The sequence below is a fragment of the Bacillus sp. FSL K6-1366 genome, assembly GCF_037976695.1.
In the GTDB taxonomy this organism is placed as follows: Bacteria; Bacillota; Bacilli; order Bacillales; family Bacillaceae; genus Bacillus; species Bacillus subtilis.
Window position 1 is genome coordinate 602,284 of the sequence record NZ_CP150268.1, and the last position, 14,084, is coordinate 616,367.

At 43.6% G+C, this 14,084-nt stretch carries 15 protein-coding genes; all 15 read right to left on the bottom strand.

The window, feature by feature from the left end:
- Positions 1 to 34: 34 nt before the first annotated feature.
- Positions 35 to 2,074 carry a glycine--tRNA ligase subunit beta gene (gene glyS, locus MHI44_RS03240; protein WP_339202858.1) on the bottom strand — a complete coding sequence of 680 codons (2,040 nt, stop codon included), beginning with the start codon at positions 2,072 to 2,074 and terminating at the stop codon, positions 35 to 37.
- On the bottom strand, positions 2,067 to 2,954 hold the full coding sequence (gene glyQ, locus MHI44_RS03245) for a glycine--tRNA ligase subunit alpha (protein WP_003226213.1): 888 nt from the start codon (positions 2,952 to 2,954) through the stop codon (positions 2,067 to 2,069). The genes glyS and glyQ overlap by 8 nt, the downstream gene beginning before the upstream one ends.
- A gap of 296 nt (positions 2,955 to 3,250) precedes the next feature.
- Complete coding sequence (recO, locus tag MHI44_RS03250) at positions 3,251 to 4,018, bottom strand: DNA repair protein RecO (protein ID WP_014477369.1); 768 nt, start codon at positions 4,016 to 4,018, stop codon at positions 3,251 to 3,253.
- Between the two features lie 36 nt (positions 4,019 to 4,054).
- A complete protein-coding gene (locus tag MHI44_RS03255) occupies positions 4,055 to 4,198 on the bottom strand; it encodes a YqzL family protein (RefSeq protein ID WP_003230053.1) in 144 nt (47 codons plus the stop codon).
- Between the two features lie 147 nt (positions 4,199 to 4,345).
- Positions 4,346 to 5,251, bottom strand: a complete 906-nt coding sequence (gene era, locus MHI44_RS03260) for a GTPase Era (protein ID WP_003230051.1) — start codon at positions 5,249 to 5,251, stop codon at positions 4,346 to 4,348.
- A complete protein-coding gene (locus MHI44_RS03265) occupies positions 5,232 to 5,642 on the bottom strand; it encodes a cytidine deaminase (protein ID WP_003230049.1) in 411 nt (136 codons plus the stop codon). The genes era and MHI44_RS03265 overlap by 20 nt, the downstream gene beginning before the upstream one ends.
- 118 nt (positions 5,643 to 5,760) lie before the next feature.
- Positions 5,761 to 6,132, bottom strand: a complete 372-nt coding sequence (locus MHI44_RS03270; protein WP_015384119.1) for a diacylglycerol kinase family protein — start codon at positions 6,130 to 6,132, stop codon at positions 5,761 to 5,763.
- Positions 6,113 to 6,586, bottom strand: coding sequence for an rRNA maturation RNase YbeY (gene ybeY / locus MHI44_RS03275; protein ID WP_003230039.1), 474 nt, complete (start codon positions 6,584 to 6,586; stop codon positions 6,113 to 6,115). The genes MHI44_RS03270 and ybeY overlap by 20 nt, the downstream gene beginning before the upstream one ends.
- A complete protein-coding gene (gene pgpH / locus MHI44_RS03280; protein WP_010886570.1) occupies positions 6,587 to 8,722 on the bottom strand; it encodes a cyclic-di-AMP phosphodiesterase PgpH in 2,136 nt (711 codons plus the stop codon). It lies immediately after the preceding gene.
- A 78-nt stretch (positions 8,723 to 8,800) separates the two neighbouring features.
- Positions 8,801 to 9,760, bottom strand: coding sequence for a PhoH family protein (locus MHI44_RS03285; protein WP_014477373.1), 960 nt, complete (start codon positions 9,758 to 9,760; stop codon positions 8,801 to 8,803).
- Positions 9,757 to 10,953, bottom strand: a complete 1,197-nt coding sequence (gene yqfD / locus MHI44_RS03290; protein WP_003230033.1) for a sporulation protein YqfD — start codon at positions 10,951 to 10,953, stop codon at positions 9,757 to 9,759. Before yqfD ends, MHI44_RS03285 begins: the two co-directional genes overlap by 4 nt.
- A gap of 18 nt (positions 10,954 to 10,971) precedes the next feature.
- Positions 10,972 to 11,253, bottom strand: a complete 282-nt coding sequence (yqfC, locus tag MHI44_RS03295) for a sporulation protein YqfC (protein ID WP_003226191.1) — start codon at positions 11,251 to 11,253, stop codon at positions 10,972 to 10,974.
- Positions 11,254 to 11,309: 56 nt separating this feature from the next.
- Complete coding sequence (locus tag MHI44_RS03300; protein WP_339202861.1) at positions 11,310 to 11,729, bottom strand: hypothetical protein; 420 nt, start codon at positions 11,727 to 11,729, stop codon at positions 11,310 to 11,312.
- Between the two features lie 24 nt (positions 11,730 to 11,753).
- Positions 11,754 to 12,749 carry a flotillin-like protein FloA gene (gene floA / locus MHI44_RS03305; RefSeq protein ID WP_014477375.1) on the bottom strand — a complete coding sequence of 332 codons (996 nt, stop codon included), beginning with the start codon at positions 12,747 to 12,749 and terminating at the stop codon, positions 11,754 to 11,756.
- 21 nt (positions 12,750 to 12,770) lie between these two features.
- Positions 12,771 to 14,084, bottom strand: a complete 1,314-nt coding sequence (locus tag MHI44_RS03310; protein ID WP_339202865.1) for a nodulation protein NfeD — start codon at positions 14,082 to 14,084, stop codon at positions 12,771 to 12,773.

The window sequence follows — 14,084 nt, forward strand, 5'->3', positions numbered from 1 at the left end:
ATTACCGATCACACAGCAACCGCCTTTTCTCTCTTTATTTTACAATAAGGGCATTCATATTCGCAAAGGACTTGATCTCATCCGCCAAGCTTACCATTTGCGCTAAACGATTTGCCTTTAATGACTCATTATCCGCTATAACCATTGTATGATCGAAGTAAGCATCGATCGGTTCTTTTAAGGCTGCAAGTGAAGCAAGCGCCGCCTCATAATCTTTTTTGCTGAAGTTTTCCTGCAGATTTTGCTTCGCTGTTTGGTAGGCATCAAACAGTTTTGCTTCGTATTCATTTTCAAACAGATCAGGCTGAATGTCTCCGGGGACTCCTTTTTTGCTGATAGAGATCACTCGGCCTAACGCTTCGGCTGTTTCCTTAAAGCCAGGTGCACCAAGCTTTTGCTCCAGTACTTGTGCTTTATGCAGCGCAGAGTACGGCTCAAGCTCAGAGCTTTCCAGCACGGCGTCAATGACATCATGTCTGATTTGTTCAGCATTCAAGACATATTTCAAGCGCTGAGTGAAGAAATCCAGCAGTTCATTTTCTTTATTGGTTTGAACGAAAGTAAGCAGCTCTTCAAATGAAATTCCCCAGTTGCGGTCAAGAAGAATCGCAACAATACCGCTTGCTTGGCGGCGCAGTCCGTAAGGGTCCTGGGAACCGGTCGGAATTACGCCGATAGAGAAGAATGAAGCGATTGTGTCAAGCTTATCCGCCATTGCTACAACAGCTCCGGTGAAAGTAGAAGGCGTTTCTCCGCCCGCTGATCTAGGCATATAATGTTCATTAACTGCCGCCGCCACAGCTTCATCTTCGCCAAGCATTCTCGCATACTTTTCGCCCATAATTCCTTGAAGTTCAGGGAATTCATATATCATATGCGTCACAAGGTCGAATTTAGAAATTTCAGCAGCCCGCTTCACATGTTTTAATGTATCTTCATCAGCCTGAAGACGAACGGCAAGTTTCTCTGCGATTGATGTGACTCTTCTAACCTTATCAGCAAGAGAACCAAGCTCTTCATGGAAAACGATATTTTCAAGCTTCTTCACATTTGCATCAATGTTTAGTTTCTGATCTTCTTTGTAGAAGAATGAAGCATCAGATAAACGTGCGCGCAGCACTTTTTCATTACCTCGGGCCACATTTTCAATCGCGTGGCTGTTGCCGTTTCGGACTGTGATAAAGTGAGGCAGCAGGTCACCGTTTTTGTCTTTGACAGGGAAGTAGCGCTGATGCTCTTTCATTGTTGTGACAAGCACTTCTTCAGGAATTGACAGAAACTCGGATTCAAATGAACCGTAAAGAGCTGTCGGGTATTCTACTAAATGATTCACTTCATCAAGAAGGTCTTCGTCAACTGGAATGCTCCAATTGTTTTCAGCAGCCATTGCTTCCAGCTGAGATTGAATCATTTGCTTTCGGACGCTAGGATCAGCAATAACATGCTGTTCTTTCAGCTGCTCTTCATAAGCTGAAGGTGATTCAATTGACACTTCATGTCCGAGGAAACGGTGTCCCTGTGTTGTCCGTCCAGACTCAACGTTTGTGATCGAAAATGGAATGACATCCTGTCCAAATAATGCGACAATCCATTTGATCGGTCGGATATAACGCAAATCTTCATTTCCCCAGCGCATGTTTTTCGGGAAATGCAAGCTTGTAATTAAACCGCTCAATTCTGGCAGAAGCGACTTCGTTTCTTGGCCGGCTTGGAATTTTTGCACGAATACATACTCTATGCCTTTTACTTCTTTGATGTACAGGTCTTCCACATTTGCGCCTTGGCCTTTTGAAAAGCCGATTGCCGCTTTTGTCCAGTTCCCGTCCGCATCAAGGGCAATTTTTTTCGCAGGCCCTTTTGCTTCTTCTTTTATATCATCCTGCTTTTCTGCGACATCCTTAACGAACACAGCAAGACGTCTCGGTGTATTGAAGAGTTTCACTTCACCGTGAGTAATATTTTTTTCTTTAAGCCAGCCTGTCAGCTTGTCGCCAAGCTGAACCATGCTTTCATTCAAAAAGCGCGCCGGCATTTCCTCTAATCCGATCTCTAAAAGTAAATCCTGTTTACTCATGAGAAGAACCCTCCCCTTTAAGCATTGGGAACCCTAGTTTTTCTCGTTCCTCATAGTAGGTTTTTGCTACTTTTCTAGCTAAATTCCGCACTCTTGCGATATAGCCCGTCCGCTCGGTAACAGAGATCGCACCTTTGGCATCAAGCAGGTTGAAAGTGTGCGAGCATTTCAGCACATAGTCATATGCTGGATGAACAAGTCCGTTGTCCATTTGCTTGATCGCTTCTTTTTCATATGTGCTGAACAATTGGAACAGCATATCGACGTCTGATGTTTCAAACGTATAAACAGAATGCTCATATTCAGCCATCATGAATAAATCTTTTACTGTAAACCCTGACGTCCATTCCAAGTCAAACACGTTTTCTTTATCCTGGATATAAGACGCGAGACGCTCAATTCCATACGTAATCTCTACAGAAACGGGTTTACACTCTAATCCCCCGACCTGCTGGAAATACGTAAATTGTGTTATTTCCATTCCGTCAAGCCAAACTTCCCAGCCTAGACCCGCGCAGCCTAAAGACGGATTCTCCCAGTTGTCTTCAACAAAGCGAATATCGTGCTCAAGCGGATCAATTCCAAGAGCACGCAAGGAATCCAAATACAGCTCTTGAATGTTATCAGGTGACGGTTTAATAATGACCTGGAACTGATGATGCTGATACAGTCTGTTCGGGTTCTCCCCGTAGCGGCCGTCTGCCGGACGTCTGGAAGGCTCTACATAAGCCACTTTCCACGGCTCAGGACCGATACTGCGCAAAAATGTATACGGGCTCATCGTGCCGGCTCCTTTTTCTACATCGTAAGCCTGCATAAGCACACAGCCCTGACTGGACCAATGCTTTTGCAAGGTTAGAATCATGTCTTGAATATTCATTTCAAGCACCTCCACTTTTCTTTCATAAGTTGACTGCGGCAGCAACCAAAAAACTCCCGTCTCTATGCTTGCCAGCCGCAAACATAGGGACGAGAGTTCTCCCGCGGTTCCACCCTAGTTGCTGAGAACAAAATCCCAGCCTCTTTTTTAAAATTGCTCAAGAATGCCTTTCGTTGCGTGCTCATCCTTAGCTTACACCGCCCTAAGGTCGCTTTCATGAGGTAAACGCAAGTACTTCTTTCTCTCACTGCAACATATTTTATAATAAATGATCATATAAAAAGATGGACCAAAAGTCAACTTTTGTTTTCACCCATAAGATGTTTCATGCTTTCCATTTGATCTAAAAAGCGCTTTGATTTTAAATACAATCCCGAATATTCTTCGTAATATAAATCAATCACTTGCTTTAATTCAGCTTTTGTTTCCTCTTTTAAGGACACATTGCCGAGCCTCGACAGATCAAAATAGTAAAAGAGTCTTAACAGCCTTGCCGTTTGCGGTTTGATCGGTATCCTGTAAGGATCTTTTTCAAAACAGCGGTGGCATATAAAACCATTATCACGAACAGAGAAATGAAAGGTTCCGTCTTGGCTTTTACAATGTACACAATGATTTAGCTCAGGATACAGGCCCATGACACCGAGCATCTTCATTTGAACAATGAAGGTGATAACATCCGGATCTGTTCCTTCATTCAGCTGTTTTAATGATTCTAATATGAATTCAAATAAATAAGGATTTGGCTTTTTTTCTTCTGTGCCTCTGTCGACTAACTCAGCAATATAGGCAGCATATGCTGTTAAAAACAAGTCTTCCCTGATGCCTCTCATGCTGAGGATCATTTCCCCCTGCTGAAGCGTTCCGAGGCCCGATGTTTTTTGCATTAAGAAAGAACCATACAAAAAGGGCTGGCTGACTGCTGATAAACGGCTGTTCGGTTTTTTGGCGCCTCGTGCCATAACACCTATTTTTCCGTGTTCTCTTGTCAGTAAAGTTACGATTTTATTCGTCTCTCCGTAATCATTTGTGCGAAGAACGATTCCTTCACATTTTGTCAGCATTTCCGCACCTTCCTCAAGCAGGAGCGGCCAAGAGGTTTATAAAATTGGATAATCAAATCGGGCTAGCTCATCTTCTAGTTCTTCGGGTCTTTCCATGTTCTCTTTTTCCAGTTCTTTAAAAAGAAGATACGTATCAACATTTCCTGTTTGAGAAAATACGTTCCAGGTAAAATTCAACACAAGAAACCCACCTTTCTGTAGTTAAACTAGCTTACCTAAACTCCAAATTCTTACCTTTATCTTGACCAGATGTCCTCCATTTCATGTTAAACAAAATTTGCTAATGTATCCCTGTTCCTGTGAGATAATGACACACACAGCTAGAGATTAATATTCGTCCTCTTTAAAGCCAAAATCGCGAAGCTGGGACATTTTATTACGCCAGTCTTTCTGCACTTTCACCCACAATTCAAGGTAGACACGGGAGCCCAACAGTGCTTCAATATCCGCTCTCGCTCTTTTTCCAACCTCTTTTAGAAGGCTTCCTTTTTTACCGATCACGATGCCTTTCTGGGAATCCCGCTCGACCACAATCGTTGCCGCTACGTGCACAGAACCGTTGTCCTGCCCTTTGATGGATTCGATGGCCACCGCAATGCTGTGCGGGATTTCTTCTCTCGTCAAATGCAGCACCTTTTCCCTGATTAATTCAGAAATGATAAATCGCTCAGGGTGGTCAGTTACCTGGTCACTCGGATAGAATTGCGGCCCTTCCGGCAAATACGCTTCAATCTGAGCGAGCAAGGTTTCGATGTTATTTCCTTCTAAAGCAGAAATCGGAACAATTTCCTTAAAAGGATAACGTTTGCGGTATTCGTCAATTAGCAGAAGCAATTGGTCGGGATGAATTTTATCGATTTTGTTTACGATTAAGAATACAGGCGTAGACATCGTCTGCAATTTCTCAATGATGAATTCGTCGCCCTTCCCGTAGCCTTCCTCAGCATTGATCATAAACAAGATCAAATCGACTTCTTTTAATGTATTTTGCGCCACTTTCATCATAAAGTCCCCAAGCTTATGCTTAGGTTTATGAATCCCTGGTGTGTCAATAAAAATGGTTTGTGATGTGCCTGTCGTCAGTACTCCTTGCACCTTGTTTCTCGTCGTTTGGGGCTTATCGCTCATGATCGCGATTTTTTGTCCAATGACTCTGTTCAAAAATGTAGATTTTCCTACGTTTGGTCTTCCAATAATGGATACAAATCCTGATTTAAAGCTTTCGTTCGTCATGTAAATCCTCCGATGAAAATGCGCCTGGCAATAATTCTTCCACAGTCATTTCTTTTATTTGTCCTTGTAAATTAGTCAGTACGACAATAACGTCTTTTGTGCAAAGCTCAGAAATCACCTGGCGGCAGGCTCCGCACGGAGATACCGGTCCAGGGGTGTCAGCCGCAACGGCCAGCATCTGAAACTCTGTATCCCCTTCAGAAACAGCTTTAAATAAAGCGGTACGCTCGGCGCAATTGCACATGCTGTATGCCGCGTTCTCAATATTGCAGCCTCTGTACACTTTTCCATCCTTGGTAAGAAGAGCGGCTCCTACTTGGAATTTGGAATACGGCGCATATGCCATATCACGCGCTTTTAAAGCTTCTGTTATTAATTCTTGTCTGTTCATGTGTACATTCCTCTCTTACCTATAATGGTACCGCTATCACTTTATATTTTACATAATCGCGCGCTTTTTTTCACGCCCATTTCTAAAAATGTAAAATAAATGTAAGAATTTTCAGCCATTACAGCTTTGGCAAAAAAATAAGTAAACCAATGATACACGAAATCACGGCAAAAACGCAAACAGCCCCGGCGGCAGCGTCCTTGGCCGCTTTAGCAAGAGGGTGATGTTTGTCAGTTATTAAATCAACCGTATGTTCAATGGCTGTATTTAAAAGCTCAAGCGAAAACATACCGCCTATCAAAAGGAATATAATCATCCACTCAATCATGCTGAGCTCTACAAGGAAGCCGCAAATGAGAACAGCGCAGGCGGCTGCGGCATGAAATTGGAAATTCCGCTCCGTCCGCGCTGTTTCCCAGATGCCCCGGCCTGCATGCACGAAGCTTTTGAAGAATCGCTTCAGCTCGTTTCTATGATCTTTTGAGTCCATAAGCGTCCAGCAATTCCTTTTGCTTAGTAAACATCTCCTCTTCTTCCTCTTTCGTCATATGGTCATATCCTAAAAGGTGCAGAAATCCGTGTACAGCTAGAAATCCGAGCTCTCTTTTAAAAGAATGATTATACTCCTCTGCCTGCTCTCTTGTGCGATCGGCACTGATGATAATATCACCTAAAACCGGAGGCATTTCGGCGCCCACGATTTCGATCTCGCCTTCCCCCTCTTCTTCAAGAGCAAATGAGATGACATCTGTCGGAGCATCCTTTCCCCGGTATTCTTTGTTAATCTGATGTATGTCATCATTGGAAACAATCGTGACAGAAACTTCAGCCTGATCCTGAACGCCTTCACGCTCAGCGGCAAATTGAAGCAGATTTTCTACTTCTTTGAGCATCTCTTCTGAGACGCTTCCCGTTTCATCAACGATATCAATCAGTAAACTCATCTATTTCACCTTCTTAGTAGCCTCCGGATATTCAATCCGGGAGTGGAAAATTCCTTTTAATGTTGCACAGAGCGTTTTTGCGATTGTATCCAGCTCTTTAAATGTCAAATCGCATTCACTGAACTGTCCGTCCTGAAGCTTATCGGATATAATACCCCGGACAAGCTTTTCAATTCGTTCAGGATTTGGATTATGCATGGATCTGACGGCCGCTTCAACACTGTCGGCCACTGATATAATTGCGGCTTCCTTTGACTGCGGCTTCGGCCCCGGATAACGGAACTCTTCCTCTGTAATCTGGTCGCCTTTTTCCTTCGCTTTATAGTAAAAAAACTTTAAAAGCGAGGTTCCATGATGCTGCTCAGCAATATCGACAAGCTCTTTCGGAAATTTATAGCTTCTCAGCATATTCGCACCGTCTGTCGTATGCGAGATAATAATATTTTTACTCAACTGAGGTGACAGCTTGTCATGCGGATTGTCAATATTCATTTGGTTTTCAATAAAATATTGCGGGCGCTTTGTTTTTCCGAGATCGTGATAATATGCGCCGACTCTTGCAAGCAAACCATTAGCCCCAACCGCTTCACAGGCTGCCTCTGATAAATTGGCAACCATTACACTGTGATGATATGTACCTGGTGTTTCTGTCAGTATTTTGCGCAATAGCGGATGGTTAGGGTTAGACAGCTCGAGCAGCCTCATGGTGGATAAAATGCCAAAGCCCGTCTCAAAAAACGGCATCAGGCCGATGATCAATACAGATGAAGCAAACCCCGACACAACCCCCATGAGCATTAACGTGCCGATTTCAAGACCCGACAGCGCAGTGTTCTGGATCAATAATAAGGATAGAACGACAACCATATTAATAAACGCCACGAAAAGTCCGGTCTGCAAAATCTTTGATCTTGCATTGTGTTTTCCTAAAAATAATACACCTGAAATGCCGCTGATCAAATAATAAATCCCTATGACATAATTGAATGTTCCTGTCACACCCTGATTAAACATCATACTTCCGCAAATCGCAAGAATGATACTTCCCAAAATGGCAATGCGTTCATTCATCAGCAGTTTGATTAAGATGGCGCCGGCCGCAATGGGGACCAGATAGCCGATATTATTATACTCCATCTTCTGAAACAAACTGACAACCTCCATGATCACAAGCAAAAGTGTTGTGATTATGGAGAATAACAGAATGGATTGGTTTTTAAACTTCAGATTTTGTTTCTGTTTTTCAAAATAATATACAAGTGTTGCAATGAAAAGTCCGATCATAATCAATAGCCCGCTGATCGGTTTAAAGAGATTTGAGTTATTTAATAACCCGGTCAGCTCAAGTTTTCTGTACACTTCCCGATCAATGAGGTCATTTTCTTCCACGAGCACTTGCCCCTGTTTGATTTGAACCTGCTGGACATTATCTGAGGCTTCCTGCCGTTTTGCCTCTGTTGCTTTCGGATCGAAGACGTAATTCGGAATAATAGCAAAACGCCCGATTTCTGTCGCAGCTCCCAAGTATTTAGAAGGAATAGAATTGCTCTTTAGCTCTTTTTCTACCTTATCCTTTGCATCAGATAGTTTATCCGAGGGGATTTCACTGCTCATGACCGTATTTACTGCGGTAATGACCGTATCTCTGACAAAAGAAAAGTCTTCACTGTCTGCTTTCAGCAATGTCTTGATGGAATCCTCCGATATAGAATCATTCACATCTGATGTCAATTTGTCCTTTACAGATTTGACCATTGATTTTTCCGATGGTGATTTACTGCCTTCTTCCGATGATTTTTTCACTTCACTAATACTGTCGAATATTGATGACACAAGGTCAATCCGATTGTCTGTATATTCTTTTTTTAATGTATATTGATCTTCAACCGCGTCCTCAGCGGCTTGCTTTTTTTCCTCTGTGGCTTTTTGATCTTCTACGGTTGCCGGAGCGTAAATGGTCTTGTCGCTGACTGAAAACAGGTCTAAATCAAGTGTTTCCGGCTTAACATGTACAAAGAGCAAAGCAAACATAATGGCAGCCAGCAGAAGATACAGCAGTACATGCATGGAGCGGGCATTTTTAAAACTGCTCCATTTTTTTGAGCTGCTTTTGGTCTTAGCCTTCTTTTTCAACACAAGAACCTCCTCTTGAAACATCAAGCCCATAAGCAATCATAAAAATGACCCGATAACGCGCGATCGGGTCATTCAGCATTAATTTTGCTTATCGTATGCTTCAATAATTTTCGCAACAAGCGGATGTCTGACCACGTCTGTCTGGTCTAGCTCAATCATAGAAATGCCGTCTATTCCTTTCAGCATCTCCTTCGCTACTGCAAGTCCCGATTTGACGCCTTTCGGCAGATCAATTTGGCTGACGTCACCTGTAATGATCATTTTAGAGCCAAAACCCAGTCTCGTCAAAAACATTTTCATTTGAGCAGGCGTGGTATTCTGTGCTTCATCAAGTATAACATAAGCATCATCGAGCGTCCGCCCCCTCATATATGCGAGCGGAGCAATTTCAATGATGCCTCTTTCCATCAGACGTTCTGTATGATCTGCCCCAAGCACATCATGGAGAGCGTCATACAGCGGGCGCAAATAAGGATCTACTTTTTCTTTTAGGTCACCTGGGAGAAAACCAAGGCTTTCACCGGCTTCCACGGCAGGTCTTGTTAAAATGATTTTTTTGATATGTCCGTTTTTTAAAGCATGGACTGCTTTTACGACAGCCAGGTACGTTTTCCCGGTTCCCGCCGGACCAATGCCGAATACAAGGTCATTCCGCTTCATAGCGGCCACGTATTCCCGCTGTCCCATTGTTTTTACACGGATTGATTTGCCTTTTGCGTTTTTTGTAATTTCTTCTTCATACATGCTTTCAAAGTATTCAAGTTCATTCTTCTTTGCCATTTTGATGGCGTAAATCACATCACGTTCAGAGATCTCTATCCCCTTGCGAATTAAAGCGAGGAGCGATCCCAGCAGCCTGTCTGCAATCTGAAACGATTCATCATCGCCTGAAACATAAATCGTCTCGCCGCGCGTAATGATATTTACATTCAGATCTTTCTCCATCAATTTCAAAAAAGAATCTTGGTTCCCGAAGAGTGAAAGCGCCTCGTCCGGGTTTTTCAGTTTTTGATTCATCGCAAGTAAATGTTCTGTCATTCTTCAGTCTCCCTGACAATAGGTGTGGTTTGAACGATATCTTCTATAACTTGGTAGAGAATAATCAACTTTACTTTACCATTCTCAACAGTCTGGTGCAAAACTTTTTCACTTTTCACCTCGCCGTTTTCGCCTATTTTATCCTCTACATCCTGTTTACCCAATTTAATGCCTTCTTGAACTGCTTCTTCTTTTGTATATTTTCGCAAAGCCTCTTCACTTTCTCTCGTTTGCTCTTTGACATAGGATACAGGGAGCTTAAATCCGAGAAAATGAAGCGAATGCTTTTCTTGTTCTGTTTTTGGATGCTTCAATTCCTCTTTTTTAAACGTCATCCCCCAGATCGGGATTGCCAAAGAACCAAAAGAAAGCTTGTGCTTTGTCCTTACTTTGCCCGTATAGACGTTAAATAATGTTTCAAGCGGGACTGTCACTTCTGATCTATACCAGGTTTCTCCGTAAATTTCTGCTTTTGAGGCGACTTCCTGCTGATGGTCTTCGCTGCCGATCAATCCCGAAACAAGTAGCTGCCCCTTTTCAACATGATCGTGTATGGCGGCCATGGGCTGTCCTTTTTGCACAAACATTCTCGTAATGGTTGCTTTCTTTTTGGCGACAATATTGCGCGGGCTAACATACTTTTCTTTTTCGGGCTCATTTTTCTCCACAACTTTCATGTGAATGGTCGTCCCCTTCAGATCAACTCCGACCCAAGTGATATTGTCTATTCCATTAGTTAATGATTTCTGTATTTTTTCGGGCGACATCATTAAAAACTGCAGACGGCCCTTTTTGACGCCGATTTCATTAAGATGCTGCCTCATTTGATGTTCTGTTTCAGGCTTAGCGCCTGTCACATCAATTTTCCACACCATATTGGACAGCAAAAACAAAAGGATGAAAAAAATCGCAAAACCGATCGTAAACCCTATATTCAGCTTTGATTTCAGCAACAGGAAGGGAAAACCCTTCCGATTGATAAATCGGGCTTTACATTTAAATTTACTTCTCACCCGCCGAAAGGCATGTACATCCTGAAGCTGTATATATAACGATACGGCTTCTTTCTTTTTTTTGACATGAAAGACCGGAATCCCCTGTCTTGTGCATTCATTAAGGAGCCGCTCAATCCCTCTTCCCGTCAATTCAAGCTGGACCTTACCCGAAAAAAAAGACAGCCATTTATTTTTCACAACATTTCCCCCTCGGCTTTATGACTCAACATATCGAACGACATCAATCGTACCCTCCAAAAGTATCTCTTCCGGAAGAATCGCCTTGATGACAAAATTTTTACCAGATATGATGCACTGGCCCTGCTTCAGCATCAGCCTCACTTCATTCTCACTGAAAAGCAAAAGACCTCTGTGGTTTTCTATGTAGATATGAAGTCTGCCAACCATTGTAATCCTCGGCAGATCCATCATAACGTCCGGGGGAATTTCCAATGCTCTTGTCAGCCAAGCTTTCATACGATTCTTTCTTTGCCCCATACAAAAAGAACCCCCTTTCATCTCATATGTATGATTTGAAAGGAGGTTCTAACACTTTAATTTTTACGGGCCGAGCGCATCGTACGGTGAGGTTTTTTCGCCCGTGGAGGCCCGAACACCTCTCCTAGAACGATCCCCTGTACGACGGTGTCTTTATTCACCTGAAGCATTTTTTGTTTTGTGTATACTGTTTTTTGTTTGGCAGCAGCAAGATCTCGTTCCAGCCCTTTCAGGTTTCTTGCTGTTTCCCTGCGTCTTTCTTCCGCTTCCCGTCTTGCCTGTTCCATACGGTTAGGGATAGGTACAGGGGCATCTTCTTTTGACTGCTTCTTTTGAGGAGAAGCAGATTGCACGTGTTGAGGTTTTTTTCTTTTTTGGCTGTTTTGCTTTTCTTCTTTGCTCTTTTTGCCGAAAATCGCAGAAATGATTCCGATGATCGCTGCAATAATAAGCGGATTGGTCAGTAAATCTTCCATCAGCGTTCTCCCTTCTTAGAGAGATTATGATTTGCGGTCTTCATCCGAAGGGTCTTTCGTCAGCTTGCCGAATGAATCACGCATTTCTGTGTCAGCATCGATGTTCTTGATATTCATGTAATCCATGACGCCAATATTCCCTTCACGCAAAGCTTCTGCCATCGCAAGCGGCACTTCCGCCTCGGCTTCTACCACTTTCGCGCGCATTTCTTCTACGCGGGCACGCATTTCCTGTTCTTGAGCGACAGCCATCGCACGTCGTTCTTCCGCTTTTGCCTGCGCGATGTTTTTATCAGCCTCGGCCTGATCGGTTTGTAAAATTGCACCGATGTTTTTGCCGATATCTACATCTGCAATATCAATTGAGAGAATTTCAAACGCAGTTCCTGAGTCCAATCCTTTTCCAAGGACTGTCTGAGAAATCATGTCAGGGTTTTCAAGCACTTTTTTATGATTGCCAGATGAACCGATTGTAGAAACGATCCCCTCACCTACACGAGCTACAATGGTTTCTTCTCCTGCTCCCCCGACGAGGCGCTCGATATTCGCTCTTACTGTGATTCTCGCTTTCGCTTTCACTTCAATCCCGTCCATTGCGACACCGGCAATGAACGGTGTTTCAATCACCTTAGGATTAACGCTCATTTGAACAGCTTCCAACACGTCCCGGCCTGCAAGATCAATGGCAGCACAGCGCTCGAATGTGAGTTCAATGTTAGCTCGCTGAGCGGCGATAAGCGCGTTGACGACTCTGTCAACATTACCTCCAGCCAGGTAGTGGCTTTCAAGCTGGTTTGTTCCAACATTAAGTCCCGCTTTATGGGCTTTAATCAGCGGGTTAACAACCCGATTCGGAATGACACGGCGAAGCCTCATCCCAACTAGAGTGAAAATGCTGATTTTCACTCCGGCTGCCAAAGCTGAAATCCAAAGCATTACAGGCACAAATGTAAAAAATACTGCCAAAACAATGATCGCTACTGCGACAATTGCCAGAATCATAAGTGTTGACGGATCCATATAACTTCTCCTCGTTTCTATTTAAATTTCTCTCACGACAATGCGTGAGCCTTCTACTTTAATCACTTTTACTTTTTTATCTTTTTCTGTAAACGATCCCTCCGAAACAACGTCAAGGCGTTCATCATCAATAATCACGGTACCGGAAGGACGCAGCGGTGTAAAGGTTATACCCACTTTTCCCATTAAGTCCGTGCGCGTTTGATTTGAAACGTAGCCGCTCTCCGTGTTTGTAGAATCATTTAATATCAATTTCTTAAAGAATTTCATACGCTTTCCCAACACCCTTGTCAGTAAAATAAAAGCTGTAATCGAAACAGCTGAGGCGATCAAGAGAGAAACCGCCATGACAGTGAAGCTCCCCGCGGCTAAAAACAGGCTCGCAATAATCGCTCCCAAGCCCAGTAATCCAATGATTCCTCCGGGAAGAAAAATCTCAAGCAGAATGAGAATCACCCCTGCTATAAAGAGGAGAACCGTCTCATACCCGGCAAGACCGGCTGCAAGATGCCCGTAAAAGAACAGCAATAACGCAATGAGTCCAGCCGTTCCAGGGAGGCCGACACCCGGGGAAAAAAGCTCCACCGTCAGACCTAAAAAAGCGATTGTCAGCAGAATAGGGACAATGACCGGATTCGTCAGCCATCTTGCTGTCTTTTCCGCAAAGCTCTCCTTTGCGTAGCTGATCTGCGCCTTTTCGAGCCCAAGCTTCTTTACGAGCGTGGACAAATTGTCAGCAGTGCCTTCTGAATAGCCTACCTCAATTGCCTTGTCTGCGTTAAGTGTCAACAGATCTCCCTTAGGCGCGCCGACTTCCTTGGCACCTATATCCGGGTCAGCCATTGCGAGCGCATATTTTGGATCGCGGTTATTTTTCACTGCGGCATCTTCCATCTCTGCCAGCCAAAGTGATTGAGCTTTTTGGTCAGCGGCATTGCCTTGGCCATCAACAATCGCGGCGGCTCCCATTTTTCCGCCAGGCGCCATATAAATGTGATCTGCTTGAAGTGCAATATATGCACCAGCAGACAACGCGCGTTTGTTGACATATGCAGTTACGGGGATCTCGCTTTCGGTTATCAAATCGGCCATATCTATAGCAGATTTGACCAATCCCCCCGGGGTATTGATATCGAGAATAATATGGTCTGCATGTGCATCCTTTGCATCTTGTAACGAACGGGACAAAAACGAGGCGAGACCCTGTTCGACATTTTTTTCTACCGGAATCACATAAACAGTTTGTTTTTCTGCTTTTGCGTTCAGTTGTACGCCTAATAAAGAAAGCAAAAATATACTCAAAAGAGCAGCACGGAATCCTTTGATTTGAAGCAA